General features: G+C 62.5%; 24 protein-coding genes and 1 pseudogene. 14 read left to right on the top strand and 11 right to left on the bottom strand.

Features of this window, described 5'->3' with window-relative positions:
• Nucleotides 1–61: 61 nt before the first annotated feature.
• Together FJ974_RS03330 and FJ974_RS03325 are read right to left on the bottom strand one after the other, a co-directional pair.
• Nucleotides 62–883: an alpha/beta fold hydrolase gene (locus FJ974_RS03330; RefSeq protein WP_140538869.1), complete on the bottom strand. Its 822-nt coding sequence runs from the start codon at nt 881–883 to the stop codon at nt 62–64.
• Nucleotides 884–938: 55 nt separating this feature from the next.
• Nucleotides 939–1,733 (bottom strand): helix-turn-helix domain-containing protein, encoded by a 795-nt coding sequence (locus tag FJ974_RS03325; protein ID WP_140538868.1) that lies wholly within the window; start codon nt 1,731–1,733, stop codon nt 939–941.
• Between the two features lie 113 nt (nt 1,734–1,846).
• Here FJ974_RS03325 and FJ974_RS03320 point away from each other — a divergent pair, with 113 nt between their 5' ends.
• Nucleotides 1,847–2,707, top strand: coding sequence for an SMP-30/gluconolactonase/LRE family protein (locus tag FJ974_RS03320; protein WP_140538867.1), 861 nt, complete (start codon nt 1,847–1,849; stop codon nt 2,705–2,707).
• Between the two features lie 137 nt (nt 2,708–2,844).
• Nucleotides 2,845–3,771: a DMT family transporter gene (locus FJ974_RS03315; protein WP_140538866.1), complete on the top strand. Its 927-nt coding sequence runs from the start codon at nt 2,845–2,847 to the stop codon at nt 3,769–3,771.
• A 21-nt stretch (nt 3,772–3,792) separates the two neighbouring features.
• Here FJ974_RS03315 and FJ974_RS03310 read toward each other — a convergent pair whose 3' ends face one another.
• A complete protein-coding gene (locus FJ974_RS03310) occupies nt 3,793–4,494 on the bottom strand; it encodes a phosphatase PAP2 family protein (RefSeq protein WP_140538865.1) in 702 nt (233 codons plus the stop codon).
• A 421-nt stretch (nt 4,495–4,915) separates the two neighbouring features.
• Between FJ974_RS03310 and FJ974_RS03305 the strand changes: the two genes are divergently transcribed.
• Complete coding sequence (locus tag FJ974_RS03305) at nt 4,916–5,953, top strand: phosphatidylglycerol lysyltransferase domain-containing protein (RefSeq protein WP_140538864.1); 1,038 nt, start codon at nt 4,916–4,918, stop codon at nt 5,951–5,953.
• 16 nt (nt 5,954–5,969) lie between these two features.
• Here the strand turns inward: FJ974_RS03305 and FJ974_RS03300 are convergent, their stop codons facing one another.
• Entirely contained in the window at nt 5,970–6,731 is a 762-nt protein-coding gene (locus FJ974_RS03300) for an ABC transporter permease (RefSeq protein WP_140538905.1), read from the bottom strand.
• A 14-nt stretch (nt 6,732–6,745) separates the two neighbouring features.
• Complete coding sequence (locus FJ974_RS03295; RefSeq protein ID WP_140538863.1) at nt 6,746–7,672, bottom strand: ABC transporter ATP-binding protein; 927 nt, start codon at nt 7,670–7,672, stop codon at nt 6,746–6,748.
• Nucleotides 7,673–7,956: 284 nt separating this feature from the next.
• On the opposite strand from FJ974_RS03295, the gene FJ974_RS03290 reads away from it, so the two are divergent.
• The gene (locus FJ974_RS03290) at nt 7,957–9,318 is read left to right on the top strand and encodes a cytochrome ubiquinol oxidase subunit I (RefSeq protein ID WP_140538862.1); all 1,362 of its coding nucleotides are present in this window, start codon (nt 7,957–7,959) and stop codon (nt 9,316–9,318) included.
• A 4-nt stretch (nt 9,319–9,322) separates the two neighbouring features.
• Nucleotides 9,323–10,327 (top strand): cytochrome d ubiquinol oxidase subunit II, encoded by a 1,005-nt coding sequence (locus tag FJ974_RS03285; RefSeq protein WP_140538861.1) that lies wholly within the window; start codon nt 9,323–9,325, stop codon nt 10,325–10,327.
• Nucleotides 10,328–10,486: 159 nt separating this feature from the next.
• Here the strand turns inward: FJ974_RS03285 and msrA are convergent, their stop codons facing one another.
• From msrA to FJ974_RS03260, 5 genes are all read right to left on the bottom strand, one after another.
• Nucleotides 10,487–11,218, bottom strand: a complete 732-nt coding sequence (msrA, locus tag FJ974_RS03280; protein WP_140538860.1) for a peptide-methionine (S)-S-oxide reductase MsrA — start codon at nt 11,216–11,218, stop codon at nt 10,487–10,489.
• Nucleotides 11,219–11,441: 223 nt separating this feature from the next.
• Entirely contained in the window at nt 11,442–11,705 is a 264-nt protein-coding gene (locus tag FJ974_RS03275; RefSeq protein WP_226891461.1) for a hypothetical protein, read from the bottom strand.
• A gap of 94 nt (nt 11,706–11,799) precedes the next feature.
• The gene (locus tag FJ974_RS03270) at nt 11,800–12,495 is read right to left on the bottom strand and encodes a DUF1223 domain-containing protein (protein WP_140539320.1); all 696 of its coding nucleotides are present in this window, start codon (nt 12,493–12,495) and stop codon (nt 11,800–11,802) included.
• A gap of 199 nt (nt 12,496–12,694) precedes the next feature.
• Nucleotides 12,695–13,066 (bottom strand): endonuclease domain-containing protein, encoded by a 372-nt coding sequence (locus FJ974_RS03265; protein WP_140539319.1) that lies wholly within the window; start codon nt 13,064–13,066, stop codon nt 12,695–12,697.
• 105 nt (nt 13,067–13,171) lie between these two features.
• The gene (locus tag FJ974_RS03260; protein ID WP_226891460.1) at nt 13,172–14,284 is read right to left on the bottom strand and encodes a TadE/TadG family type IV pilus assembly protein; all 1,113 of its coding nucleotides are present in this window, start codon (nt 14,282–14,284) and stop codon (nt 13,172–13,174) included.
• A 293-nt stretch (nt 14,285–14,577) separates the two neighbouring features.
• Between FJ974_RS03260 and lepA the strand changes: the two genes are divergently transcribed.
• From lepA to FJ974_RS03235, 5 genes and pseudogenes are all read left to right on the top strand, one after another.
• Nucleotides 14,578–16,383: a translation elongation factor 4 gene (lepA, locus tag FJ974_RS03255; RefSeq protein WP_140539318.1), complete on the top strand. Its 1,806-nt coding sequence runs from the start codon at nt 14,578–14,580 to the stop codon at nt 16,381–16,383.
• A gap of 320 nt (nt 16,384–16,703) precedes the next feature.
• A pseudogene (locus tag FJ974_RS30140) lies at nt 16,704–16,793 on the top strand (hypothetical protein); the annotation flags it as partial.
• Nucleotides 16,794–17,890: 1,097 nt separating this feature from the next.
• Nucleotides 17,891–19,273, top strand: coding sequence for an IS1380 family transposase (locus FJ974_RS03245; protein ID WP_140539328.1), 1,383 nt, complete (start codon nt 17,891–17,893; stop codon nt 19,271–19,273).
• 234 nt (nt 19,274–19,507) lie between these two features.
• On the top strand, nt 19,508–20,434 hold the full coding sequence (locus FJ974_RS03240; protein WP_226891458.1) for an ATP-dependent nuclease: 927 nt from the start codon (nt 19,508–19,510) through the stop codon (nt 20,432–20,434).
• A gap of 122 nt (nt 20,435–20,556) precedes the next feature.
• The gene (locus FJ974_RS03235; RefSeq protein WP_181177354.1) at nt 20,557–21,069 is read left to right on the top strand and encodes a hypothetical protein; all 513 of its coding nucleotides are present in this window, start codon (nt 20,557–20,559) and stop codon (nt 21,067–21,069) included.
• Nucleotides 21,070–21,137: 68 nt separating this feature from the next.
• On the opposite strand, the gene FJ974_RS03230 is transcribed toward FJ974_RS03235, so the two are convergent.
• On the bottom strand, nt 21,138–22,343 hold the full coding sequence (locus FJ974_RS03230) for an integrase core domain-containing protein (protein ID WP_140539330.1): 1,206 nt from the start codon (nt 22,341–22,343) through the stop codon (nt 21,138–21,140).
• A gap of 368 nt (nt 22,344–22,711) precedes the next feature.
• Here FJ974_RS03230 and FJ974_RS03225 point away from each other — a divergent pair, with 368 nt between their 5' ends.
• From FJ974_RS03225 to FJ974_RS03210, 4 genes are all read left to right on the top strand, one after another.
• The gene (locus FJ974_RS03225; protein ID WP_226891457.1) at nt 22,712–23,815 is read left to right on the top strand and encodes an ISAs1 family transposase; all 1,104 of its coding nucleotides are present in this window, start codon (nt 22,712–22,714) and stop codon (nt 23,813–23,815) included.
• 77 nt (nt 23,816–23,892) lie between these two features.
• Nucleotides 23,893–24,240 carry a hypothetical protein gene (locus FJ974_RS03220; protein ID WP_140537467.1) on the top strand — a complete coding sequence of 116 codons (348 nt, stop codon included), beginning with the start codon at nt 23,893–23,895 and terminating at the stop codon, nt 24,238–24,240.
• A gap of 273 nt (nt 24,241–24,513) precedes the next feature.
• Nucleotides 24,514–24,885 (top strand): hypothetical protein, encoded by a 372-nt coding sequence (locus FJ974_RS03215; protein ID WP_140537468.1) that lies wholly within the window; start codon nt 24,514–24,516, stop codon nt 24,883–24,885.
• A 263-nt stretch (nt 24,886–25,148) separates the two neighbouring features.
• Nucleotides 25,149–25,775 (top strand): CDGSH iron-sulfur domain-containing protein, encoded by a 627-nt coding sequence (locus FJ974_RS03210; protein WP_140537470.1) that lies wholly within the window; start codon nt 25,149–25,151, stop codon nt 25,773–25,775.
• Nucleotides 25,776–25,795: the final 20 nt, after the last annotated feature.

The raw sequence follows: 25,795 nt of genomic DNA, 5'->3' as shown, positions 1-25,795 counted from the left end.
TATCTTTGCGGCCGCCGGGCCTTGCGAAACCATCGACGACTGGCGTCGCGCGGAGATGTCATCAAGGTCCACCCAAAAATGCGCTCAGCCGCCTCAGCACCAGATCCGGAGCTTCAAGCTGAGGCAGGTGGCCGACGCCAGGAAGTGTTTCGAACGACGCTTGCGGGATCAACGCATGAAGCGCTTTGCCTCGCGTCAGCGGAATCCATGGATCGTCCTCACCCCAGATTATCTTTACCGGACAGCGTATGTCCCCAAACATCGGCTCGACTTCGGCGGTAAGTCTTTCATCGGCTTGCGCAAATTGGCGATAGAAGCTCGCGCGCCCTTCCTCGGAAAGCCACGGCTCGACAAGCTTCTCGAAATCTCCGGAATCGATGTCATTTATGATGGCTCCCTTGATGTAGGCCTCTACGATAGCCCTGTGGATGTGCGGCGGCAGGCCCAGAAAGGCATCGACATGGCGACCGACATGATCGAAGAACTCCGATCCCCAAGGGCGCATCGCGACAACGTTCATCAGCAGATACCGGTCGAAGTCGCAGCCATGCAGCAAATGCGCTCGTAGTGTTATCGCTCCACCCATATCGTGGGCAATGACGATCGGACGTTCGATATCCCAACAGGCAAGCATCTCGGCGAATATCTTTCCTTGCACGTCGAGCGACGTGCGCTGCCGCGCGTCTTTTTCGGATTGTCCGTAGCCGGGCATATCATACCAATGGACGCGATACCGCCTAGCGAGGTCCGGAATGATCCGATGCCATGAGAACGAAGACCACGGCCAACCATGAGCCAGCACGAGCGCAGGCCCGCTACCCAGTCGACCCGCTGCCACTGTGCCCGCGGATGTTTGCACGGTCTCATCGAGTTTCCACGACATCCAATACTCTCCCCGGGTGTCCGGACTGGGGGTGCCAAGCGCTGGATTTCAACCGTCACGCCGGCAGCGGCCGCCGCCCTTTCGCCCCGCTATCCGTTCGCGCGCCTGCGTCCCGCGCGTGCGGGCCGATCGGCATGATCGACGCAAACGGCGTCGCGCCGAAGGCAAACGTCCATTTGTAGCCGATAAGCTGGTCTTCCGGTGTTGTGTGCTGGTCGTGATGGGCAAGCAGCTTGGCGCGTTCGGCCAGCTCTTCCGCCTCACGCCGAACCATCTGCGCCGTCTCCGGCCGCATGCGCCTGGAGAAGCTGACGAAGGTCGCCTCCCGCTCCAGATGGCCGATCGCCCAGCCGATGAAATTCTTGTTGGTCATCTCGAAGGATGGCCTGAGCGGCCCCTCGAAATTCCACTGGATCGGCGTCTCGACCAGCAGCCTTGCAGACAGGCCGCGTCCGAGCGCCACCAGGCCGAGCTCCTCCAGATCGCGCAGATAGAGGAACATCGAGGCTTCGCTCAGGCCTTGCGAGCGCATGATGCCTTCCGGCGTGAATTTTTCCGACAGCATGACGAAGACGAACAGCAGCGCCGGCCGGCCGGCGAGCTTGCGCTCGATTTCCGGCGCGATGTGATTGGCCGGTCCGGGCCCCCTGTTCATCGAGCCCAGCACGTTTTCCAGCTCGACCTCGGCCGCGGCGCAGATTTCCATCAGCCGGTCGAGCTTGCAGTTTCGTTCGTGGAAGATGCGCTTCACCGTCGGTTCGGAAACCCCCATGCGCTCGGCCAGCATGCGATAGGTCAGGCCCTTCGCCTTCAGCGTCCGTTTCAATGCTTCGAAGATCGGACCGTTCATGGGATGCACCTCTTTTGCGCGAATTCGTATCGATCTTCGATACTAGACTTGAACTGTCTTCCGGAAAAGTATCGAAAAAAGTAGCTCTCCGTCGTCATCACAGGAGAGCACCCATGAAAACCCTCATCGCCTCGACCTTTCTCGCCATCATCTCCATTGCAACCGTTCCCGCCGCCCGGGCCGGAGAAATCTGGCGCGCGGCCGGTTTCGAGCAGCCGGAATCGGCGCTTTTCGATGCCGCCAACAGACGCATCGTCGTTTCCAATATCGTCGGCAATCCCGGCGATGCCGACGGCAACGGCTATCTGTCGCTGCTGTCGCTGGACGGCAAGATCATCACCCGTCACTGGACCGATGGCATGGACGCGCCCAAGGGCATGGCGATCGCCGGCGGCAAGCTTTATGTCGCCGACATCACCAAAATCCGCGTCGTCGATCTTGCCAGCGGCAAGCTGGTCTCGACCATCGACGTGCCTGGCGCGGTCTTCCTCAACGACATGACCCAGGACAGCGCCGGCAAGGTCTACGTCACCGATATGCTGGCCGATGCCATCTACCGCATCGACGGCGGCCGGCCGGAACTGTTCGTGAAGGACCCACTTCTGGCTTCGCCCAACGGCGTCTTTGCCGACGGCGGCAGGCTGATCGTCGCCTCCTGGGGCAAGGGCATCAAGGCCGATTTCAGCACCGCCGAGCCGGGTGGCCTGCTGTCGGTCGACCTTGCCGGTAAAAAGATAACGCCGCTGCCGGGCGCGCAGAACTTCGCCGACCTCGACGGCGTCATCGCCATTGGCGACATCATCTATGCGACCGCCTACATGACCGGCACGCTCTACCGCTACCAGACCGGCGATGCCCCGGAAGCGGTGGCGCATTTTAAGCCGGGCAGCGCCGACATCGGCACGGACGGCAACTCGACCATCTATGTCCCGCTGATGAACGAAGGCGCGGTCGCGGCGCTGAAGATCGACTGACAGCCGTCGCTGCGCGAATACCGTCTATCAGGATCGGCCTCCATATCCACGATTGGCCTCCATATCAGGATTGGACCGCCGTATCGGCGGAACTGCCATCTGGTTCTGCCATTCGCTCCGGGATATCCGTCCGCCGCATGAGCGAAGCCGTGAAGACATCCAGCCTGAGCGGCGCCGTTTCGCCGATGATCCCGGTGCTTATATGCGCGCTGGCGATCTTCCTGCTGTCCGGGATGGACGCGGCGATGAAGTCGCTGGTCATTGCGGTCGGTGTATACAACACGGTGCTGTGGCGCAGCATGGTCGCGACGCTGGTCGCCGGCGCGGCCTGGTCGGCAGGGCCGCGTTCGAAACCGACCCTGCCGGTGCTGAGGCTGCATGCGCTGCGCGCCGCGGTCGTCGGCATCGTCCTGGTCTCATTCTTCTGGGGTCTGGCCAGGCTGCCGCTCGCCGAGGCGATCGGGCTCAGCTTTGTCGCGCCCCTGTTCGCCCTTTTCCTCGCCGCGCTGTTGCTGGGCGAACGAATCCGACGGCAGGCGGTGTGGGCGTCCCTGGCCGGCATCGCCGGCGTCGCGATCATATTGGCCGGCCAGTTCGGTCAGGCCGGCCATTCGCAGGATGCCCTGCTCGGCACGGCGGCGGTGCTCGTATCGACGGTATTCTATGGCTACAATCTGATCCTCGCCCGGCGGCAGGCGCTGTTGGCCAAACCGGTCGAGATCATGCTGTTCCAGAACCTCTGCGTCGCGATCATCCTTGGTTTCGCCGCGCCGTGGCTCGCCGTTGCAATGCCGAGGGATCTATGGCTCCCCCTTGTCGGGGTGACGGTGCTGTCGCTCGCCGGCCAATTCCTGATGAGCTGGTCCTACGCCCGCGCCGAAGCGCAATATCTGATCCCGACGGAATATTCGGCCTTCATCTGGGCAATCGCGCTTGGCTGGTTCTTCTTCGATGAGGCGGTGGCCTGGACCACGCTGGCAGGAGCATGCCTGATCGTCGCCGGCTGCCTGATCGCCGCGCGCGCAAACCCGAAACTTGCCGAACCGATCGAAGCGGCGGTTTGAGAAGCATCTCGCCGGCGCGGCTCACTCGCTGTCCGCCAGCACCTTGCGCCGCTGCAGCAGGCGCGCCGCAAGCCAGCACAGCATGGCCCAGGCGAAACCGGCGCACCAGCCGGCAAGCACGTCCGACGGCCAATGCACGCCGAGATAGACGCGGCTGATGCCGACCAGCACTGTGGTGAGCACGGCAAGGCCAAGCACGAAGATCCTGGTCGTGCGGTCCGGCAGGAAACGCGCCGCCAGCGAGCCGAGCGTCAGATAGGTGATCGCCGACAGCATGGCATGGCCGCTCGGAAAGGACAGCGACGTCTCGTTGACGAGATGCGAGACAAGTTCGGGCCGCGGCCGGTCGACCTCGAATTTGAGCAGGATCGAGAGAACTTTCCCACCCGCCACCGCCACGAACATCAGCAGTGCCGCCGCCGGTCTGCGGATCAGCAGCAGATAGATGATCGTCGCCGTCGTAACCAGCACCAGCACGCTGGTGCTGCCGAGGCTGGTGATGTCGCGCATCGCGCCTTGCAGCCAAAGCGGGCCGATCGGATTGTCGGGCTGCCCGGCATGGCGGAAGGCGAGCAGGATTTCGGTGTCGAAGGCATGCGGCGTGGCCGCGCGCGCCAGCTCCATCAGCTCGACGAACCCCCAGAGGCCAGCAGCGATCAGCAGCCCGGCGAGCAGCACCGGAAATTCTATTCTGTTGAGCAGCGCGCTTGTGGTCGATTTCATCTTGCCGCAGTTCCGTCAACAGCCGCCGCATATAGGGCCCGAGCGTGATCAGCGCGACCGCGGCGAGCGCCCCCGGAAGCTCAGTTTTCTTCCCTCTAAGCGGCTGCCGTCGCCGCGTCGACCGAGGACGCTTCTACCTCTGGGCGATTAAAGCAGTGATCAGCCGGCAAATAAATATCCGAAGGCGGATCACGCCGCTGTCACTAAAATGTAACCGGCGAGCTTCGGGAAGTGAAGGTCAAAAACTCCAGCATCCCAAGAAGCAAGAAGGCTCCTTCACCGTCGCTCACCAATCGGGCTCGGATTTCCCCTTCTGCGGGAGCCGGCGGCGTCCTATATGGCGCGTGCGCGATATGATCGTTATTCAATCGCGACGAGGCGATTGATTCGGGGGGATCCATCAAAATCGGCACGTGGACCCATGCCCTCCTTGCGCATCTACATCGACGGTTTTCTCGAAGGCGCCGCGCCCAAGGTCCAGCGGCGCGAGCTGACGCATATCGAACGCCTGGCGCTGGTCCGCCGCCATGGCGATTTCTCGCTCGCCTATTCCACCGCCGTGCAGCCAAAACTGTCCTACTTCAGCGACGGCGACGGCTACATCGCCTTCGGCAGCAAGATGAAGCACCATTTTGCCCTTGGCGATCCGGTCGTCGATACGGCGGATCGGCCCGCCTACATCAAGCGTTTCGTCGAAGCCGCGGGCGGCCCGTGGTTCGTTCAAATCAGCGCCGCCACGGCAAAGGTGCTGGCCGGGCTCGGCTACCAGGTCAACCGGCTGGGCATCGACACCAGGCTTGAGCTGCCGGCCCATGATTTCTCCGGCAAGCGCAACGAAACGGTGCGCTATTCCGAACGCTGGCTGATGAAGAAAGGCTTCACCTTCGCCGAGGACAGAAACAACATGCTGCTCGACGAAGTTACGAGGCTTTCCGAGAACTGGCGCGGCGAGCGCATCGTCAAGCGCTGGGAAATGGGCTTCCTCAACCGCCCCTTCGCCTATCACCTCGGCGCCGACATGCGTCGCTTCGTCCTGCACGGGCCGGAGGGCGAGCTCGTCGCTCTGCTCGATTTCGATCCGCTGTTCAGCGACGGCAAGGTCATCGGCTACACCACGGCCTTCAAGCGCAAGCAGGTCGACGCCACGCCGCATGCCGAGATCGGGCTGACCAAGTTCGCCGTCGACCGCTTTCGCGAGGAGGGCATTTCGGTGGTCACGCTGGGTCTGTCGCCGCTGGTCGATGTCGAGCCCAGCGGCTTTGCCGAATCGAGCTTCTGGCGCGGCGCCTTCCAGCGCGCCTACCAGTCGCCTTGGGTCAACCGCTCAAGGTTCAACTTGCAGGGCCAAGCAGCCTTCAAGCGCCGCTTCCACGGTGTCGAGGAACCGACCTACGTCGCCTTCCGCAAAGGGACGCTGATGGAAATGCTGGGGCTGCTGCGGCTGGTGAAGGCGATTTGAAGGAACCCAAGCCGCGTCAGTTCCTCAGCCGATACCCGGTCCTGAAGATCCACGCCACGATTGCGATGCAGACAGCCAGGAACACCAGCGTCATGCCGAGGCTGACGCCGACCGAGACGTCGGCCTTGCCGTAAAAGCTCCAGCGGAAGCCGCTGATCAGGTAGACGACCGGGTTGAACAGCGTGACCGTCTTCCAGATGCCGGGCAGCATATGGATGGAATAGAAGCTGCCGCCGAGGAAGGTCAGCGGCGTGACGATCAGCAGCGGCACCAGCTGCAGCTGCTCGAAGGTCTTCGCCCAGATACCGATGATGAAGCCGAACAGGCTGAAGGTCACCGCCGTCAGCACCAGGAAGGCGATCATCCACAACGGGTGCTCGATCCTCAGCGGCACGAACAGCGCCGCCGTCGCCAGAATAATCAGGCCGAGCAGGATCGATTTGGTCGCCGCACCCCCGACATAGGCAAGGATGATCTCCAGATAGGAGACCGGCGCCGACAGGAGCTCGTAGATCGAGCCGACGAATTTCGGGAAATAGATGGCGAAGGACGCGTTCGAGATCGACTGCGTCAAGAGCGACAGCATCATCAACCCCGGCACGATGAAGGCGCCGTAGCTGATGCCGTCGATCTCGGTGATGCGCGAGCCGATGGCCGAGCCGAAGACGACGAAATAGAGCGATGTCGAGATGACCGGCGAGATGATGCTCTGCAGCACGGTGCGGAAGGCGCGCGCCATCTCCACCCGGTAGATCGCCCAGACTGCGCGAAGATTCACGGTCGCGCGCGGGTTCATGGCTCTTGCCTCAGCAGGTTGACGAAGATCTCCTCGAGCGAGCTGTTCTTGGTGTCCATGTCGCGGTACTGGACGCCGGCCGCCTGGAGGTCGCGGATCAGCGAGGCGACGCCCGGCCGGTCGCTCTGGTTGTCATAAGTGTAGGTCAGCTGTCCGCCATCCGGCGACAGCTCCAGCGCATAGCGCGAGAGGCCGTCCGGCAGCGTATTCAGCGGCGCGCGCAGTTCCAGCGTCAGCTGCTTGCGGCCGAGCTTGCGCATCAATTCCGCCTTGCCCTCGACCAGGATGATCTCGCCGCGGTTGATGACGCCGACGCGGTCGGCCATCGCCTCGGCCTCCTCGATGTAATGTGTGGTGAGGATGATGGTGACGCCGTCCTCGCGCAGCCTGCGCACCATCGCCCACATGTCCTGGCGCAGCTCGACGTCGACGCCTGCCGTCGGCTCGTCGAGGAACAAAACGCGCGGCTCATGCGACAGCGCCTTGGCGATCATCAGCCGGCGTTTCATACCGCCGGACAGCGTGATCGCCCTGGCGTCCTTCTTGTCCCACAGCGAAAGATCGCGCAGCACCTTTTCGACGAAGCCGGGGTTGGCCGGCTTGCCGAAAAGGCCGCGGCTGTAGCTGACCGTCGCCCAGACCGTCTCGAAAGCGTCGATGGTCAATTCCTGCGGCACCAGCCCGATCAGGCTGCGCGCGGCGCGGTAATCCTTGCCGATGTCGTGGCCGTCCACGGTGACGGTGCCGGAGGAACGGTTGACGATGCCGCAGACGATCGAGATCAGCGTCGTCTTGCCGGCGCCGTTCGGCCCGAGCAGCGCGAAGATCTCACCGCGCTCGATGTCGAGATTGATTTCCTTCAGCGCCTTGAAGCCGGTGGCATAGGTTTTCGTGACACCGGAAATTGAGATGATGGATGACATGCTGAAAACGGCTTGGCTGGAAAAGGTGACCTCATATAGGTCGGATGTCGTTTCATGCAAACCGCAAATCGATCCTGCTCCTGACATCTCTGGACAGTCGAGGGACCTTGGCCGGCTCTAATGCGGTGTGTCGTCGTCGGCAAGCTGTCACGCGAGGCGTTTATCAAGGCCGCGGCACGGCCGCGCTTGGCGCTGCGACAACGCGCCTCGCGTGACGCCGCGCCGCTTTGACCGGGACGGGTTTTGAGGCCTACCCTCAAAGAATAACAGCAGCCGGAGCCGCCATGGACCCGCTCATTCTGTCGCGTATCCAGTTCGGCGCGAACATTTCGTTTCACATCCTGTTTCCGGCGATCACCATTGCACTTGGCTGGGTGCTTCTGTTCTTCAAGCTGCGCTACAACGCATCAGGCGATTCCGCCTGGATGCACGCCTATTTCACCTGGGTGAAGGTTTTCGCGCTGTCCTTCGCCATGGGCGTTGTTTCCGGCGTCACCATGAGCTTCCAGTTCGGCACCAACTGGCCGGGCTACATGAAGACCGTCGGCAACATCGCAGGTCCCCTGCTCGCCTACGAAATCCTCACCGCCTTCTTTCTCGAGGCGGCCTTCCTCGGCATCATGCTGTTCGGCTTCCGTCGCGTCTCCAACCGCATCCACACTCTGGCGACGGTGCTGGTCGCCGGCAGCACCACGGTGTCGGCCTTCTGGATCATCGCTTTGAACTCCTGGATGCAGACTCCGGCCGGCTTCGAGATGCGCGACGGCGTCGCGCATGCGGTCAGCTGGTGGGCTATCGTCTTCAATCCGTCGATGCCTTACCGCCTGGTTCACATGCTGCTGGCCTCGGGCCTGACCGTCTCGTTCCTGATCGCCGGCCTGTCGGCGCTGCGCTACCTTTACGGCGACCGCTCGGAATCGATGTGGAAGGCGCTGCGCACCGGCGTCTTCACCGCCGCCATCCTGATCCCGATCCAGATCTTCGCCGGCGACCAGCACGGCCTGAACACGCTCGCGCACCAGCCGCAGAAGATCGCCGCCATGGAGGCCAACTGGAACACCGGCCCCAACGTGCCGCTGGTCCTGTTCGCGCTGCCCGACGAAGCAGCGAAGGAGAACAGGTTCGAGATCGCCATTCCCGACGGCGCCAGCCTGGTGCTGCGTCACTCGACCGGCGGCGTCGTGCCCGGCCTCAACGACTATCCCGGCAACCATCCGCCGGTGTTCCCGGTGTTCTGGGGCTTCCGCGTCATGGTCGGCACCGGCATCCTGATGCTGATCGTTTCCTGGTCGGCGGCCTGGTTCCTCTGGCGCCGGCACAGCCTGCCGAAGCCGCTGGCCATCATTATGGTGCCGATGACCATTTCCGGCTGGTTGGCAACGCTCGCCGGCTGGTACACCACCGAGATCGGCCGCCAGCCTTGGCTGGTGACCGGCGTCCTGAAGACGGCCGACGCCGTCGGCCCGGTCGCCGGCAGCCACGTCGCGCTGACCTTGGCCGTCTATCTCATGCTCTATGTGCTGCTCTTGATCGCCTATCTCGGCGTGCTGGCGCATTTGGCGCTGAAGGCGGCCAAGGACGGCGACACCTCGCCGTTGCCTGGCGTCATGAACGCGGCCCTTTCGCAGCCGGCCGCGGGGGAGTGAAACGATGACCTTCGACTGGCCAACCGCGCTGCCTTTGATCTTCGCCGGCCTGATGGGCCTCGCCATTCTGATCTATGTCGTGCTCGACGGCTTCGATCTCGGCATCGGCATCCTGTTCGCCGCCGCCGGCGACGCCGAGCAGGACACCATGATCGCGGCCATAGGCCCGTTCTGGGACGCCAACGAGACGTGGCTGGTGCTGGCGGTCGGGCTTTTGCTGGTCGCCTTCCCGATGGCGCACGGCACCATCCTTACTGCGCTCTACCTTCCGGTCTTCGTGCTCCTGGTCGGCCTGATCCTGCGCGGCGTCGCCTTCGATTTCCGCGCCAAGGTGCCGGCCGGCAAGAAGCACCGCTGGAACCGCATCTTCTTTCTGGGCTCGGCAACCGCCTCGCTGGCGCAGGGCTACATGCTGGGCGTCTATGTGCTCGGCCTCGATGTCGGCCTTGGCGGCATGGCTTTCGGCGCGCTGGTGGCGCTCTGCCTGTCGGCGGCTTATGCCGCCATGGGCGCCGCCTGGCTGATCTACAAGACCGAGGACGATCTGCAGAAGAAGGCGGTGCGCTGGCTGCGCACCGCGCTGGTGCTGACGGCGCTCGGCATGATTGCCGTGTCGCTGGCCACGCCCTTCGCCAGCCCGCGCATCTTCGACAAATGGTTCGTCTGGCCGCAGATCCTCTATCTGTCGCCGCTGCCCATCCTGTCGGCGCTGCTGTTCCTGTGGCTATGGCGGCAGACCTTCGACCTGCCGAAGCCCGACGACCGCCATGCGATCAGGCCGTTCCTGGCGCTCACCGCGATCTTCACGCTCGGCTTTGCCGGGCTCGCCTGGTCGTTCTACCCCTATGTCGTGCCCGACAAATTGACCATCTGGCAGGCGGCTTCCGCGCCGGAAAGCCTCGCCATCATTCTGGCCGGCACCGTCGTCGTGCTGCCGGTCATCATCTTCTATTCCTTCTACGCCTACCGCGTCTTCAGCGGCAAGGCGACGGATCTGACGTATGATTGAGAGCAATCTCCCCCCTTGAGGGGGAGATGTCGCCGAAGGCGACAGAGGGGGTCGCCGCGCGTGGAGCGCCAGCCTCCTTCTGCTGCAGCAGGCCGAGCCCGGTCGAACCGACCCCCTCTGGCCTGCCGGCCATCTCCCCCTCGAGGGGGGAGATTGACCCTAATTGCTCGACGCCAGCACCAGCACCGGCTTCTCGCTGTAGAGCTGCGGGAACAGCGACTTCAAGTTCTCGATCTTGGGCAGGTCGTTGTAGACGATGTAGGGATAGGTCGGGTTCAGCGTCAGGAAATCCTGGTGGTAGTTTTCCGCCGGATAGAAGGTCTTGCCGGTCTCCAGCGTGGTGACGATCGGCTTCGAAAACACCTTGGCCTTGTCGAGCTGGGCGATGTAGCTCTCGGCGATCTTCTTCTGCTGATCGTTCTCGGCAAAGATCGTCGAGCGGTACTGGGTGCCTGAGTCCGGTCCCTGGTAGTTGAGCTGCGTCGGATTGTGGGCGACCGAGAAATACACCTGCAAGAGCTGGCCGTAGGTCACTTGCGACGGATTGTAGGTGATCTCGACCGACTCGGCGTGTCCCGTGCGGCCGGTGCCGACGATCTCGTAGACGGCGTTTTCGGCGCTGCCGCCGGTATAGCCGGAGACGGCCTTGGTCACGCCCTTGACGTGCTGGAACACGCCCTGCACGCCCCAGAAGCAGCCGCCGGCAAAGATTGCCTTCTCGCTGCCGCCGGCAGCCTTTTCATCCATTGCCGGCGGCGGGATCACCACCGCGTCCTCGGCCGAGCGGGCCGGCGTCTGCCAGAAAATTGCCGCTGCCGCGGTGATCGCAAGCGCCGCCAGCGCAGCGAGGAATGGTGATCGCCGCGCGGGTTTTTTGTCGATGCCGTTCATGTTCAATCTCCCTTGTTGCTGTTCATTATATACGAAAGAGGCCGCCCCCGGGTTCTCACTTTGCCGTGCGGCGCTCCCCCTCATCCGGCCCTTCGGGCCACCTTCTCCCCACTGGGGAGAAGAGACTGGCGCCGGCGCTGACCGCCTCCTCTCCCCGCCGGGGAGAGGTCAGCCGAGCGAAGCGGAGGCTGGGTGAGGGGGAGTCAACAGCCATAGCTCAACTTTATTGAGCCGGAGCCATCGCATCCGCCGGCTTCATGGCATCGGCGGGCTTCATCGCATCGGTAGCGGGTTTCATCGCCTGCGTCGCCATGGCATCCGGTGCCATCGCGTCGGCCGGTTTCATCGCATCCGTCGCCGGCTTCATCGCCTCGGTCGTCGCGGCCGGTTTCATGGCGTTGGTCGCATCGTCGGCGCGGGCGCCGGCGGCGAAAGCCGTGGCCGCAAGCGCCAAGGCGAGTGCCGGCAGCGTCAGATATCTGGTCATGGTGGTCTCCTCTTAGAGTTTCCGTGGGGGTTGTGACGCGCGGATGCGGGCCGGATGATGCGTTGCCGCGTCCTGTGGCGTCGCATGGGAATAATCAGTCGGCTGCCGCGGCGAGGATCGGCCCGCCGCCCGGCGTTTGCACCAGCACCGCGGTGCTGAGGCCGCCGGTGGCGGCCGGCAGCGGCAGCGTCTTCGCTTCGCCGCTCCAGCTGCCGAGTTTCTGCAGCGAATGCACGACGTTGGCATGCGGCAGCGTGCGGCCGGTGTTCTCGCCGCGCGCCACCGGCACCTCGACGACACCTTTGTTATAGCGAACCAGCCAGATGTCGGCGCGGCCGGAAGGCGCCTTGCCGGCGCCGATCGAGATCTTGCCGCCGGCGAGCGAAAGCGACGGCCCGGCGGCCTGGCCGCTGCTGGCGATCAGGCCCTGGATCTCGCCCGGCCGGGCGCCGACGGCGTCCGTGCGGCCGTTGACCACCACCTGCGGCGTGAACGGCCCGTCATGGCCGAGCGACGGCTCGTAGTTGACCTGGCGCTGGGTGAATTCCTGCCGGCCGAACGTATCCTTCCAGCCGAGATAATCCCAATAGGTGACGTTGAACGACAGCGCCAGCACGCCCGGCTGGTCCTTGACCTTGATCAGATTGGCATTGGCCGGCGGGCAGGACGAGCAGCCCTGGCTGGTGAACAATTCGACCACGGTGAGCGGTTGTGGGGCGGCCGTGCCCGCAGTCGCGACAAGCGCCGCCAGCGCGGCGAGCCAGACCTTGCCGGTTGTTGCTTTCTTCATGGGAAGTCTCCGTTGCGGCGGGGGCCGTCAGCCGGCCACATCCCCAGTTTCGCCGCCGCCACGGGCTTCGTTACAACCATCACCGGTTTGTGATTGGGGGCGCTGACGCTCTTCCTTCTCCCCTTGCGGGAGAAGGTGGCTCGGCGCGCAGCGCCGACACGGATGAGGGGTGCTCCAGCTTGACGCCGACGGGGACACTTCACCGCCATGGTTGCAGGCTGGTATCTCTCACATAAGCGATAATCGTCCCGCAGACGCCGTCCAAATCCTTTAGGACATCGTCGTTCCAAAAGCGCAGCACGCGAAAGCCGTTTCCCTTCAACTCGGCGCTACGGATCCGATCGGAATCCGAGTCCGCGTGCTGGTTGCCATCGATTTCGACGATCAGGCGTGCTTCGAGGCAGACGAAGTCGGCGATATATTTTCCAATGGGAACTTGACGCCGAAACTTGATCCGGTCGAGCCTGCGATCGCGCAGTTCTTGCCAAAGCTTGTTCTCCGCTTCCGTCATCTCACGGCGGAGCGAACGGGCAAAACTGCGCTTGGCTCGTGTGACCGGTTGATGCGGCATAGAGTGAGATTAGCCCGCGGTCGCACTCCGTCCAACACCCCTCATCCGTCTCGGCGCTGCGCGCCGAGCCACCTTCTCCCGCAAGGGGAGAAGGGAAGAGAGGCCCTACTGCGTCAGCACCGTCTCGGACGGGCGCTGGTTGTAGTTGCACTTGCCCTGCACGGTGTAGAAGAAGTCGGCTTGGGTGGTGCCCACGGAGGCGGACGTCGGCACCGCCGATCCGCCGTCTTCCCAGGCCTGGTAGCCGGTCTGGCCGCACGGCACGGCGGTGAAGATGTTGACGGTCTGGCCGACCGCCACTTCGGGCATGGTGCTCTGGCTGACACCGATGTAGAGCCGGTCCGAAGTGCTGGGATCGTTGGACTTCAACACCTTCGGGTTGCCGGAAGGCACGTCCATCTCCAGATAGAGCTGGTCCATCTGGCTGACGTCGATCACCGCGCCGGCCCCGTTGGCGGGATAGAAGGTGTCGGCGCAGGTCGTCACATACTTCTTGCTGCCGCTGGTCTGGGTGATGGCGCCGACGGGAAGGTTGTTGAAATTGCTGACGGTCTTCGTCGTGCAGACCTGCTTCTGCACCGTCGTTGTGGTCGAGCCGTTGATGGTGTTGACGGTTGTGGTGCCGTAGCCCTTCGGATCGCCATAGCCGTTATAGGCGTAGCTGATCGTCATCAGCGGCTTGGCCACGGTGTCGCCGAATTTGGTGCCGTAGAGGTACATCGTCTTGCCCCAATAGCCCGACACTTTCGTCACCCTGAAGGTCGTCTGCACCAGCGCTGGCGTCTTGCGCACCGAGGAACCGACGCCGACCTGCACCGAATTGACCCTGGCGATCGACATGAAAGTGGTCGGCATCGGATAATTCGCCTTGGCCGAGAAGCTGGCGGTGCCGTCGGCGGCGACGTTGACGGCCGTGAGCTTCACCGTGCCCAGCCCGCTATTGGCGACATAGGCCTGCTGCAGCGCCGTCTGGCGGTCGGCGTCAGTTGTGGTCGTCGGCAGCGTCGTGATCGACAGAATCGCCGCGTCGAGCGCGTTCTGCATGTTGCTGCGGGTCTGGATCGCCGAGGTGTAGTCGACGGAAAAGCCGACCGCCAGCAGCAGTGGGATGACCGCCATCACCAGCATCGGCGCCAGCGAGCCGCTTCTGGAGGAGAGGAATTGCTTCACCGATCCGGCCATCCCGGCCGGGCTGAATTTCTGGGCATGTCTGAGCATTGAGCGAGCCTTGGCAGGGAGCCGATTTACCATCCATGGGCGAAGATGCCCTAAAGGGATGGATGAAAGTTTAAGCGGATTTGAATATGTGGGACGCCTTTTTCCTTCTCCCCTTGTGGGAGAAGGTGGATCGGCGCGCAGCGCCGAGACGGATGAGGGGTGTTCCAGCGGAGTGAGGCGCTGGCGTTCCCTGGAACACCCCTCATCCGTCGCCTTCGGCGACACCTTCTCCCACAAGGGGAGAAGGGAAAGGCAACTTGCCCCTGCAACCCGCCCCTGCTAAAGCGCGCCGCATGACCACCCCGCTCGACCACATCCGCAACTTCGCCATCGTCGCCCATATCGACCATGGCAAATCCACGCTTGCCGACCGCCTCATCCAGCTCACCGGCGGGCTGGACGCGCGTGACATGAAGGAGCAGGTGCTGGACTCCATGGACATCGAGCGCGAGCGCGGCATCACCATCAAGGCGCAGACGGTACGGCTGAACTACCGCGCCCAAAATGGCGAGGACTATGTGCTCAACCTCATCGACACGCCCGGCCATGTCGACTTCGCCTATGAAGTGTCGCGCTCGCTCGCCGCCTGCGAGGGCTCGCTGCTGGTGGTCGACGCTTCGCAAGGGGTCGAGGCGCAGACGCTGGCCAATGTCTACCAGGCCATCGACAACAACCACGAGATCGTCGTGGTGCTGAACAAGGTCGACCTGCCGGCCGCCGAGCCCGAGCGTATCCGCGAGCAGGTCGAGGAGGTGATCGGCATCGACGCCTCCAACGCCGTGCTGATCTCGGCTAAGACCGGTCTCGGCATCCCTGATGTGCTCGAAGCGATCGTCCACCAACTGCCGCCGCCGCGCGAGGGCGACATCGCCGCCCCCTTGAAGGCGATGCTGGTGGACTCCTGGTACGACGCCTATCTCGGCGTCATCGTGCTGGTGCGCATCATCGACGGCGTGCTGAAGAAGGGCCAGACCATCCGCATGATGGGCACCGGCGCCCGCTATTTGGTCGAGCGCACCGGCGTCTTCACGCCGGCCCGCATCGTCGTCGACGAGCTCGGCCCCGGCGAGTTCGGCTTTTTCACCGGTTCGATCAAGGAAGTGGCCGATACCCGTGTCGGCGACACCATCACCGAGGACCGCCGCCCGACCGCGACCGCGCTGCCCGGCTTCAAGCCGGCGCAGCCGGTGGTGTTCTGCGGCCTGTTCCCGGTCGACGCCGCCGATTTCGAGGATCTGCGCGCCGCCGTCGGCAAGCTGCGCCTCAACGACGCGTCGTTCTCCTATGAAATGGAAACCTCCGCCGCGCTCGGCTTCGGCTTCCGCTGCGGCTTCCTCGGCCTGCTTCATCTGGAGATCATCCAGGAGCGGCTGGAGCGCGAGTTCAACCTCGACCTCATCGCCACGGCGCCTTCCGTCGTCTACCGCATGAACCTCAATGACGGCACGGTGAAGGAACTGCACAACCCGGCCGACATGCCCGACGTGGTCAAGATCGCCTCGATCGAGGAGCCGTGGATCCGCGCCACCATCCTCACCCCCGACGACTATCTCGGCGGCATCCTGAAACTCTGCCAGGACAGGCGCGGCATCCAGGCCGATCTCTCCTATGTCGGCAAGCGCGCCATGCTGACCTACGACCTGCCGCTCAACGAAGTCGTCTTCGATTTCTACGACCGGCTGAAATCGATCTCCAAGGGCTACGCCTCCTTCGACTATCATCTGACCGACTATCGCGAGGGCGATTTGGTGAAAATGTCGATCCTGGTCAATGACGAGCCGGTCGACGCTTTATCCATGCTGGTGCACCGCTCGGCGGCCGAAAAGCGCGGCCGGCAGATGTGCGAGAAGCTGAAGGAGCTGATCCCGCACCACCTCTTCAAGATCCCGATCCAGGCCGCGATCGGCGGCCGCATCATCGCCCGCGAGACCATCTCGGCCCTGCGCAAGGACGTCACCGCCAAATGCTACGGCGGCGACGTGAGCCGCAAGCGCAAGCTGCTCGACAAGCAGAAAGAGGGCAAGAAGCGCATGCGCCAGTTCGGCAAGGTGGATATTCCCCAGGAGGCGTTCATCCAGGCGCTGAAGATGGGGGATTGAGGGGTCCGGCCCTCGGCCGCTCGCATCGACCCGGTGGGTCGAGCTGCAGCAGGCAGCGAGTCCCACCCCCGGGGGTTGCGGCAGTGCGGTGACGCTATCGGGCGCGCAACTCGCCAACGCGAGGACTGTCGTATTGAGCGCGAACCTATGCGTGAAATTGTTCACAATGGCGCGGATGCCATAAGAGGCAATCTCGCTGAGGAAGTCTCATTCGCAAAAGTTAATCGCACCTGCTTTGCATATGCCGCTCAGCTAGCGCAGTTATTTCTAACCTCCCTCGAATCGAGTAACACTCACAAAGTGAGACAGGGAGGGTGGCAATGAGACTGAGCAAGTTCCGGGTCACGAATTTTCGATCCGTAGAGGATAGCGGCTGGATTGAGCTGGACAACGTTACTGCGTTTGTTGGAGTCAACGAGTCCGGTAAAACCAATTTATTGTTGCCGCTATGGAAGCTTAATCCAGCAAAAGAAGGGAGTATCGAGCCAACAGCTGATTATCCGAAAAATAAATACGGCGATATAAGAAAAAATCCAAACGGGTATAAGTTTGTTGAGGCAGTATTTAATTTAGAAGAAGATGCTGGCGCAATCGCTAAGCTCACGGGTTATCGAGAGTCGGAAATAGATATAGTTCACCTCTCCCGAAGATTTGATGGAAGCTATGAATGGTCATTTCCCAAGGCCGTCGCGCCCAATTCGATAAAAACGGATGAGGTGCGCTCAATTTTTGACAGCCTTCAAACCAGTATATCAGCCACAAGCGAGCTTGCCAGCGAGGGTGGCCTTAAGGAGCGCGTCCTTCGTGAGGTAGCTTCAGCTCAATCCTCACTCAACGATCAAATCAAGGGGTCCGAACTTGATTCGTTGTTGGCTAAAATAAAATCACTGCATAACCCAGAGCATGCAAAATCAAGCTCCATCCATCCAAGGATCCTTCAATCAATTGAGCAAATGGGGAGGCTGTCGTCGGTATTTCATCGGAAATCTCCCGGTGAATTTGAAGGTGTCTGGGACGAGTTCCACAAAAGGATGCCGGTTTTCCTCTACTACTCAAATTACGGAAACCTTGACTCGGAGATATATCTACCGCACGTAGTTGACAACTTGGCACGCGAGGGACTCGGACTGAAAGAGGCTGCCAAAGCAAGAACGCTCCGGGTCTTGTTCGGGTTTGTCGGACTAAACCCGCAGGAAATACTGGAGCTTGGTCGTGACTTCAAAGACCCACAAGATCCCAACCGGAAACCGAAAGACGCAGAGATAGAGGCGATAAATCTAAAGAAGAAAGAGCGCTCGATACTTCTGCAGTCCGCCGGCACGAAGCTGACGGGCAAATTTAAGGACTGGTGGAAACAGGGCGATTATCGATTTCGCTTTGAGGCGGACGGCGACCATTTCAGGATATGGGTTAGCCCGAATATCTCACCAAAAGAAGTGCATCGGCCCCGAGAATCTGAGAAACTGCTTTTGCAACAAAGAGTTATCAGATTCAGGAACGGGGTCCGATGCAGACACACTGTACTTCCGAGCAGCTTGAATTTGAAGGCTTCGACGGCCACAAAGTTGTGGCTGGTTTCGACGGCGGAGCCATTACCTCAGACGCGGGCGCCTTGCTTCTGCGTCACGTTGATCGGGCCATCGGGCTGTTCGACCGGGTGGCCTCGTGCTTCGTCGATTACCGCGATCCGGATCTCACGGTTCACAGCGTCCGCACGTTGGTCGGGCAACGCATCGCAGCGATCGCGCTGGGATACGAGGACATCGACGACCACGACACGCTTCGCCACGACCCGGTGCTCGCACTTGTGTCGGAACGCTTGACGCCGAAGCGAGACGATTGTGCGGTGCTTGCTGGCAAGTCGACGCTCAACCGGCTGGAGCATGGCCGGGTCGGGGAGCCGACGCGCTATCACAAGATCAGCTACGACAGGCTAGCGTTGGAGGCCTTGTTCGTGGACCTGTTCCTAAAAGCCCACGACAAGCCGCCGGCCGAGATCGTGCTCGATCTCGACGCCACCGATGATCCGCTGCACGGCCGGCAGGAAGGCAGGTTCTTTCACGGCTACTACAACTGCTACTGCTACCTGCCGCTCTACATCTTCTGCGGCCGGCACCTTTTGGCGGCAAAGCTCAGGCGTTCCAACATCGATGCCAGCAAAGGAGCGGTCGAGGAGGTTGAGCGGATCGTGACCCAGATCCGCAAAACCTGGCCCAGGGTCCACATCATCCTGCGCGCTGATTCCGGCTTTGCGCGCGAGGAACTGATGGCCTGGTGCGAGATCAATCGCGTCGACTACGTCTTCGGCCTCGCCCGCAATGAACGGCTGGAAACCAAGATCGCCCCGACCTTGAAGGAAGCCTGCCTGGCATCTCGGGCAAGCGGGCAGGCCGCCCGGGTCTTCCGCGACTTCAGGTGGTCGACAAAAGACAGCTGGTCGCGCCGCAGGCGGGTCGTGGCCAAGGCCGAATGGACGACGCAGGGCGCCAATCCGCGCTTCATCGTGACGTCACTCAAGCCGGGGCGCTGGGCGGCACGGGTGCTTTACGAGGAGCTCTACTGCGCCCGCGGCGACATGGAGAACCGGATCAAGGAGTGCCAGCTCGACCTCTACGCTGATCGCACCAGTGCCAACACCATGCGCGCCAATCAGCTGCGGCTGTGGTTCGCCTCGTTTGCGTATGTCCTGATCTGCGCCTTGCGTCGCCTCGGTCTTGCCCATACCCGGCTCGCCAACGCCAGTTGCGGCACGATCAGATTGAAACTGCTGAAGATCGGCGCGCAGGTGCGCGTCTCGGTTCGTCGCATCAAGGTGGCGATGGCCTCAGCGTGTCCCTATGCCGAGGAGTTCGCCCTGGCTCACGCCCGAATACGTGCCGCGGCTCTGTAATGCCGCCGGACCTGAACCCTTCTCACAAACAATAGAGGACACATTGCTGAAGACCTGACCGTCGCCACACCGCGGCGCTGATCGCCGCCGTCCTCGAACTCCACAGCCATGCCAATGGCCGCGCCGCCTCAAAGCGCAGCCCGGCGATAGATTCGGTGAGAGAAGCGGGTTAGCGATGATCGCAGGCCTGACGAAGTTGAGCTTGAAGGACGAAGCACGGGTCTTCAGTGGTTCTTGAGTTTCTACCTGGTGTTCCTCGTTGAGAGCGAAGGGGAGCACAAGAATGCGATCCTGCTTCTGGATGAACCTGGCCTGTCTCTCCACCCGCTAGCTCAAAAGAATCTGGCGCTTTTCTTTGAGAATTTGTCCGCGACGAATCAAATAATATTTACGACGCATTCCCCCTTCCTTGTCGATGCTGACAATTTGGACAAGGCGAGAAAAGTATATGTTTCCGAGAACGGAACGACGAAGGCAACGAGTAATCTTAACGAGGGAGAATCGAAGAAGAGTCAGCCAGGTGCGACATACGCACTTAATTCAGCCTTGAACCTTCACGTCGCTGAAAGTCTTTTGATTGGATGTGAGCCAATTATCGTCGAAGGCCCCTCTGATCAGTATATTCTGACTGCTGTCAAAACGCTCCTGATATCGGCGGGGAAGATCAAACCAAAGAAGGAGTTGGTTTTTCCGCCTAGCGGTGGGGCTAAGAGTGTGAAGGTGATATCGGGTATCCTATTGGGGAGAGATGATGATCTCCCCGCTGTGCTTCTAGACGACGACACTGTGGGTCGCAAGGCGACACAGGAACTCAAGCAGGAGCTATACAAGGGTCACGAATCGAAACTGCATAACGTCGCCACGTTCACGGATGTGCCCGGGTCCGAGATCGAGGACTTGGTTCCTGCGGACGTCATAGTTGAAGCTCTAGACAGGAATATTCGTCTAGACGAGCTTTTTGCAGACACCCATAAACCCGGTACGCCGATTGTGCCGCAGATTGAAAATTGGGCGGCTCAGCAGGGTCAGACTTTGGAGAAGGGATGGAAGGTTCCCATAGCGATTGCGGTGAAAAAACGCCTCCTGACACTTGACCTGAATGCGGTCGACAAATCGATTGTTGAGAAGTGGACCAAGTTGTTTGAAACGTTGATCCGATAGGGTCGGAGGTCTCGTCGTTGGTTTAGCCAGCTTTGGTAGCCTGGCTGGGGCGCGCTTTGGCGGCTACCCTTTTGAAACGCCCCACCTTGGCGTATCCTCTCCCCGGCTCGGGGACCCATCACATGCGCTCCACCTCGGACACCGTCGCCGCGATCGGCCTCGCCATCGGCGGCGTCTTCGGCCTTGCCGGCACCTTCGTGGCGAGCGACGCGCTGCGCGAAACGCTGTGGGCGATCGACGGCGTGGCGCTCGTCGTGGCGGCGGCGCTGCTCGTGGTGAAATACCAGCGGCTGGACAACGACCTCGTCTCGGCGGGCTTCCTCACCTTCCTCGCCGGCGAGAGCCTGCTGCTGGCCGGCAATGCGGCGGGCTTGCCAGCCAGCGTGCCTTCCTATGTCGGCGGCATCTCGCTCTGGGCGGCGGCGCTCGTCATGGTCAGTGCGCCGAACACTTTTGCGCTGTGGATGCGGCTCACCGCTTTCGTCGCCGCTTTGCTGTTCGTCGTCTCGGTGGGCATGGTGCTGTGGGGCGCGCCCTTGCTGCCCACCTCCTCGCCTTTGCCCGCCGCCGGCTACCCGTTCCTGGTCCTCACCTTCATCGGCTGGATCTGGACGCTGCTGAGGCCCGCCCGCTGACCGCCCCATGACCGCGCCGCTGGTTGTCCAGCCGATAGATGGGTAACACTTTGAACCGGATACATGGGTTACAGTTTTCTCCCTGAGTTGCTGTCCGCCGCAGTGCCGTCTGGTCGGGGTTGAACGGCACTGCGGCGGACCAGTTTCTTGTGTCGGCCGTCAATGAAGCCGAGCGGATGGGCATAGAAGTGGAGTGCCCATTCCCCATTCTCGGTCTCGGTTGCGGCAATCGCTTCACCGGCCAGCGCTTTTGAGACGTAGATGAAGTCGCCGTTCCACTTGATCTCGCCGTTTTGGCGCACGCTGCGCACCGCAGCTTCGGCCGGATAGTCCGGCTCTGGTGTCGTCTTCGGCATGGCGCGGGTCGAGGGGCGGTAATGCTGTGCCGGCGTGTCCATACCCAGCGCCTCGTGCGGGCGCTCCTCGTTATACTCGCGCCGGAAAGCCTCGAAAGCCCGAGCCTGGGCGGCCCTGTCGGCCTCCGGCGCCTTGGCCAGCGGCAGCATGGTCAGGTGGAAGCGCTCATGGCATCCGTTCTGCTGCGGTTTGCCCGGCTGAATGCGCTCCAGCACGATACCGAGCTTGATGAAGCGCACCGCAAGCGGCGTCAGCCCGGTGACGCCGGCTGACGCGAACGGCGCCCCATTGTCGCTTCTGAACCGATCCGGCAGGCCATGCTCCTCGAATGTCCGTTCAAACACCGGCCAGGCTTCACCCTCCGACGTCGAGCCGATCGCCGCCAGCGCCAACAGGTAGCGGCACGCCCCATCCATCACCGTCAGCGGCTCGCAGCGCCAGCCGTCGCCGGTCCGGAACCAGCCCTTGTGATCTCCCGTCCACAGCGCGTTCGCCGCCTCAGGCTCCGGCCATGGACCGTTGCCCGCCGCTCTCCAGCGCGCGCGCCGACGCCCGACAAGGCCATGCCGCTTCAGAATCTCGCCGGCTGTCGACACCGCCGGCCAGCTGCAGCTGGGCTCCGCCCGCTTCAGCCGGGCCATGATCTTCTTCGGCCCCCACAGCGGATGCGCTTCCTTCTGCGCCACGATCCGCTCCACCAGCTCCGCTGCCGTGGCACGGCCGTGCTCGAGCGGCGCCCGCGGCTGGTCGTGCAGGCCTTCCGGCCCGAACGCCCGGTAACGTCCAAGCCATTTGTAACCGGTCTTGCGCGAGATCTCGAAGGCAGCACAAAGCTGCGTCATCGTCTCCTCGCCAGATAGGCATTCCGCAACAAAACGAAGCCGCTCATCCATGAGCCCAGTCTCTCGCCAAACCATCGCCGGTCCTCCCGGCGGACAAGAAAACTGTCACCCATCTAATCGGTCCATTCTGTTACCTATCTATCCGGTTCGGACATGGTGCGCTGATCTCCCCCCTTAAGGGGGAGATGTCGCCGAAGGCGACAGACGCCGCGCGTGGAGCGCCAGCATCCATATGCAGCAGGAGGCCGAGCTCGGCCGGACCGACCCCCTCTGGCCCGCCGGCTTTCGTCACTCGGAAAGCCAAGCAATTGGCTTTCCGTCCGCTGCGCGGACCGCTCCTCAACCCCCTCGAGGGGCAGGGGAATCGCACATGAGTAGAAAAGGACTCTTGTGCGGCATGTGGAAATCGATTCTGAGGGACCTCTGAATGATCGGAGGTCGCGATGGTATTTCTGGATGTATTCGGCGAGGTCCCGGACCCGCGGGACTTGACCGCGCAGCACCCGTTGCCGGAGATTTTGTTCGTAGCGCTTGCGGCGGTGCTTTGCGGGGCCACGCACTGCACGGAAATGGAGCTGTTTGCCAAGAACCGGCTCGATCTGTTGCGGCAGTTCATCCCGCTCGAATGCGGCGCGCCCAGCCACGACACCTTCAGCCGGGTGCTGGCGGCTCTCGATCCTGTTGCCCTCAACGATGCCTTCATGCGCTTCATGGCCGCTTTCGGCGCGCAGGCGCGCATCGATGCGCCCACAGGCCAACTCGCCATCGACGGCAAGAGCCTCAGACGCGCCTACGCCAAGGGCCGCTCGCATATGCCGCCTCTGGTGGTGACCGCCTTTGGCTGCGACACCTTCATGAGCCTGGCCCAGACCGTGGCGCAGGAGGGCGGCGAGGTCCAGGCCGCAATCGCGGCGCTCGAACTGCTGTCGCTCAAGGGGTTGACCGTCACCGCCGATGCCTTGCACTGCCATCGACGCATGACCAAGACTGTGCGCGAGGGCGGCGGCCACTACGTGATCGCCATCAAGGGCAACCAGTCGAAACTGGCCACCGAGGCCAATGCCACGCTCGACAAGGCGGCGGCCAGCAAGGCAACCAAGTTCCATCAGACCGAAGAGCAAGCGCATGGTCGTCACGAGGTCAGGCGCGCCTTCGTCATTCCCTTCGCGCAGATGCCGGGCAAGAATGCCCTTCTCGACCTTTGCGCCATCGCCCGCGTCGAAAGCTGGCGCACCGTCGAAGGCAAGACCACACACAAGGTCCGCTGCTATGCGCTGTCGCGCAAAATGCCGGCACACGAACTGCTCGCCACAGTACGCCGCCACTGGAGCATCGAGAATGACCTGCACTGGCAACTCGACGTCCTGCTCGGCGAAGACAACATCAGAGGCCGCAAGAACAACACAGCCGCCAATCACGCCATACTTCGGCGCCTCGCCCTCAATGTTCTTAGAGCCGATCCCGAAAAGATTCCTCTCAGCCACAAACGTCTCAAAGCACGGTGGGCCGATCAAGACCTGCTCCGCCTCTTTACTCATATGCGATAGCCCTACCTCGAGGGGGGAGATTACTCGCGCCGCTCCTGCGCCCGTGCTCTATTCCCCGCCACCCCTGGAACCCCGCCATGATTCGCCTCGCCCTCGCCGCCCTTCTCATCGCCAGCCCGGCTGGCGCCGCCGACATGGCGTTCTTCGTCAAGAATTTGCGCTCGCAGGGTGTGGCGGTGGAGTTGTTCAGCCGCGACCGCAACGAAGTCTGGCCGGGCGGCGACAAGGTTTTTCTCATCCGCCCGCAATCGCAAAAATCGGTGCCGATCTCCTGCAATCCGGGCGAGCACATCTGCTGGGGCGCCTGGGTCGACGGCGATGACAGCATCTCCGCCGGCGTCGGCCCCGACAACGACCAGCCCTGCGACAATTGCTGCTTCATCTGCACCGAGCATTCCACCGAGACGATCGACCTGGTGGAGTAATCTCCCCCCTTGAGGGGGAGATGTCGCCGCAGGCGACAGAGGGGGTCGCCTCGCGTGGAGCGCCGACCTCCATCTGTCGCAGCAGGCCGAGCCCGGTCGGACCGACCCCCTCTGGCCGCTTCGCAGCCATCTCCCCCTCAAGGGGGGAGATTACTCGCGCCATTCACCCCAAATTCAGTCAGGAATTCTCGCCGTCGCCCCTTCAGCGCCGGCCCGCATCATGCGAAGAATCCCCGATCGGCCGTGGGGGCCGATTCGTCATCGGGGGTTTCCATGTCTTCTTCTGCCGCGCGCCGCCTTGCCGCCGCGTTTTCGCTTGCCGTCCTGTTTGCGCCCGCTGCCCATGCCGGCGACGTCACCTTCCAGATCAAGAACAGCCATCCCAACGCCATGCGGCTCGAGCTCTACAGCCAGGACCGCGACTATGTCTGGCCGGGCAATGGCAAGGATTTCTACCTCGACGACGGCGAGACCAAGGAGCTGCCGATCTCCTGCAACGAGGGCGAATCGATCTGCTACGGCGCCTGGGTCGACGGCGACGAGCAGACCTATTGGGGCGTCGGTCCCGGCAACAAGGAAAAATGTGAAGACTGCTGCTACACCTGCAGCGGCGGCCAGACCGAGGAGATCGAACTGGCGGAGTAGTGGCGGCGCTCTCCTTCTCCCCTTGTGGGAGAAGGTGGCCGAGCGAAGCTCGGTCGGATGAGGGTGCTGGAAGGATCGCTGCGCTGAAGAATTAAGCGCTTGAAAGCATTCTATTTTGCCGCGCCGCGTTTCTTCGCGCACCCCTCATCCGTCTCGGCGCTGCGCGCCGAGCCACCTTCTCCCGCAAGGGGAGAAGGAGAGGGCCAGCTTGACGCCTTCGCACCGACGGCCCTAGCCTGTCTCCATCACAGGAGACCCCACCCATGGCAGGCACGGTCGAAGGCGAGAAGATCGACGTTTCCTTCAGCGGCAGGCGCTGCATCCATTCGCGCAATTGCGTGCTCGGCAACCCGCATGTCTTCGTGCCCAATGCGCCCGGCGAGTGGATCCATCCCGACGCCGCAAGCGTCGAGCAGGTGGTGGCCCTGGCGGAAAATTGCCCCTCCGGCGCCATCACCTACACCCGCAAGGATGGCGGGCCGCAGGAGCAGCCGCCGGCGGTCAACACCGTGCGGCTCAGGGAAAACGGCCCGCTGGCGGTGCATGCCGAGATCGTGCTCAACGGCGAGACGCTTTTTCGCGCCACGCTCTGCCGCTGCGGCCTGTCTCAGAACAAGCCGTTCTGCGACAACAGCCACATCAAGGCCGGCTTCACCGCCACCGGCGAGCCGCCGCTGAAGGAGGCGCAGGTGCTGGAGGCGCGGGACGGCCCGCTGACCGTGACCCCCACCGTCAACGGTCCGCTGAAGGTCGAAGGCAATGCCGAGATCGTCACCGGCACCGGCCACACCATCGCCCGCACCACCAAGGTTTTCCTCTGCCGCTGCGGCCACTCGGCAAATAAGCCGTTCTGCGATGGGTCGCACAAAAGAGTGGGGTTCGTGGCGTGACAAACGCTGCGCCGGCGCTA

Source organism: Mesorhizobium sp. B1-1-8, assembly GCF_006442795.2.
GTDB lineage: Bacteria > Pseudomonadota > Alphaproteobacteria > Rhizobiales > Rhizobiaceae > Mesorhizobium.
The sequence above is the reverse complement of the archived record's forward strand: the minus strand, read 5'-3'. Positions and strand labels throughout refer to the sequence as shown.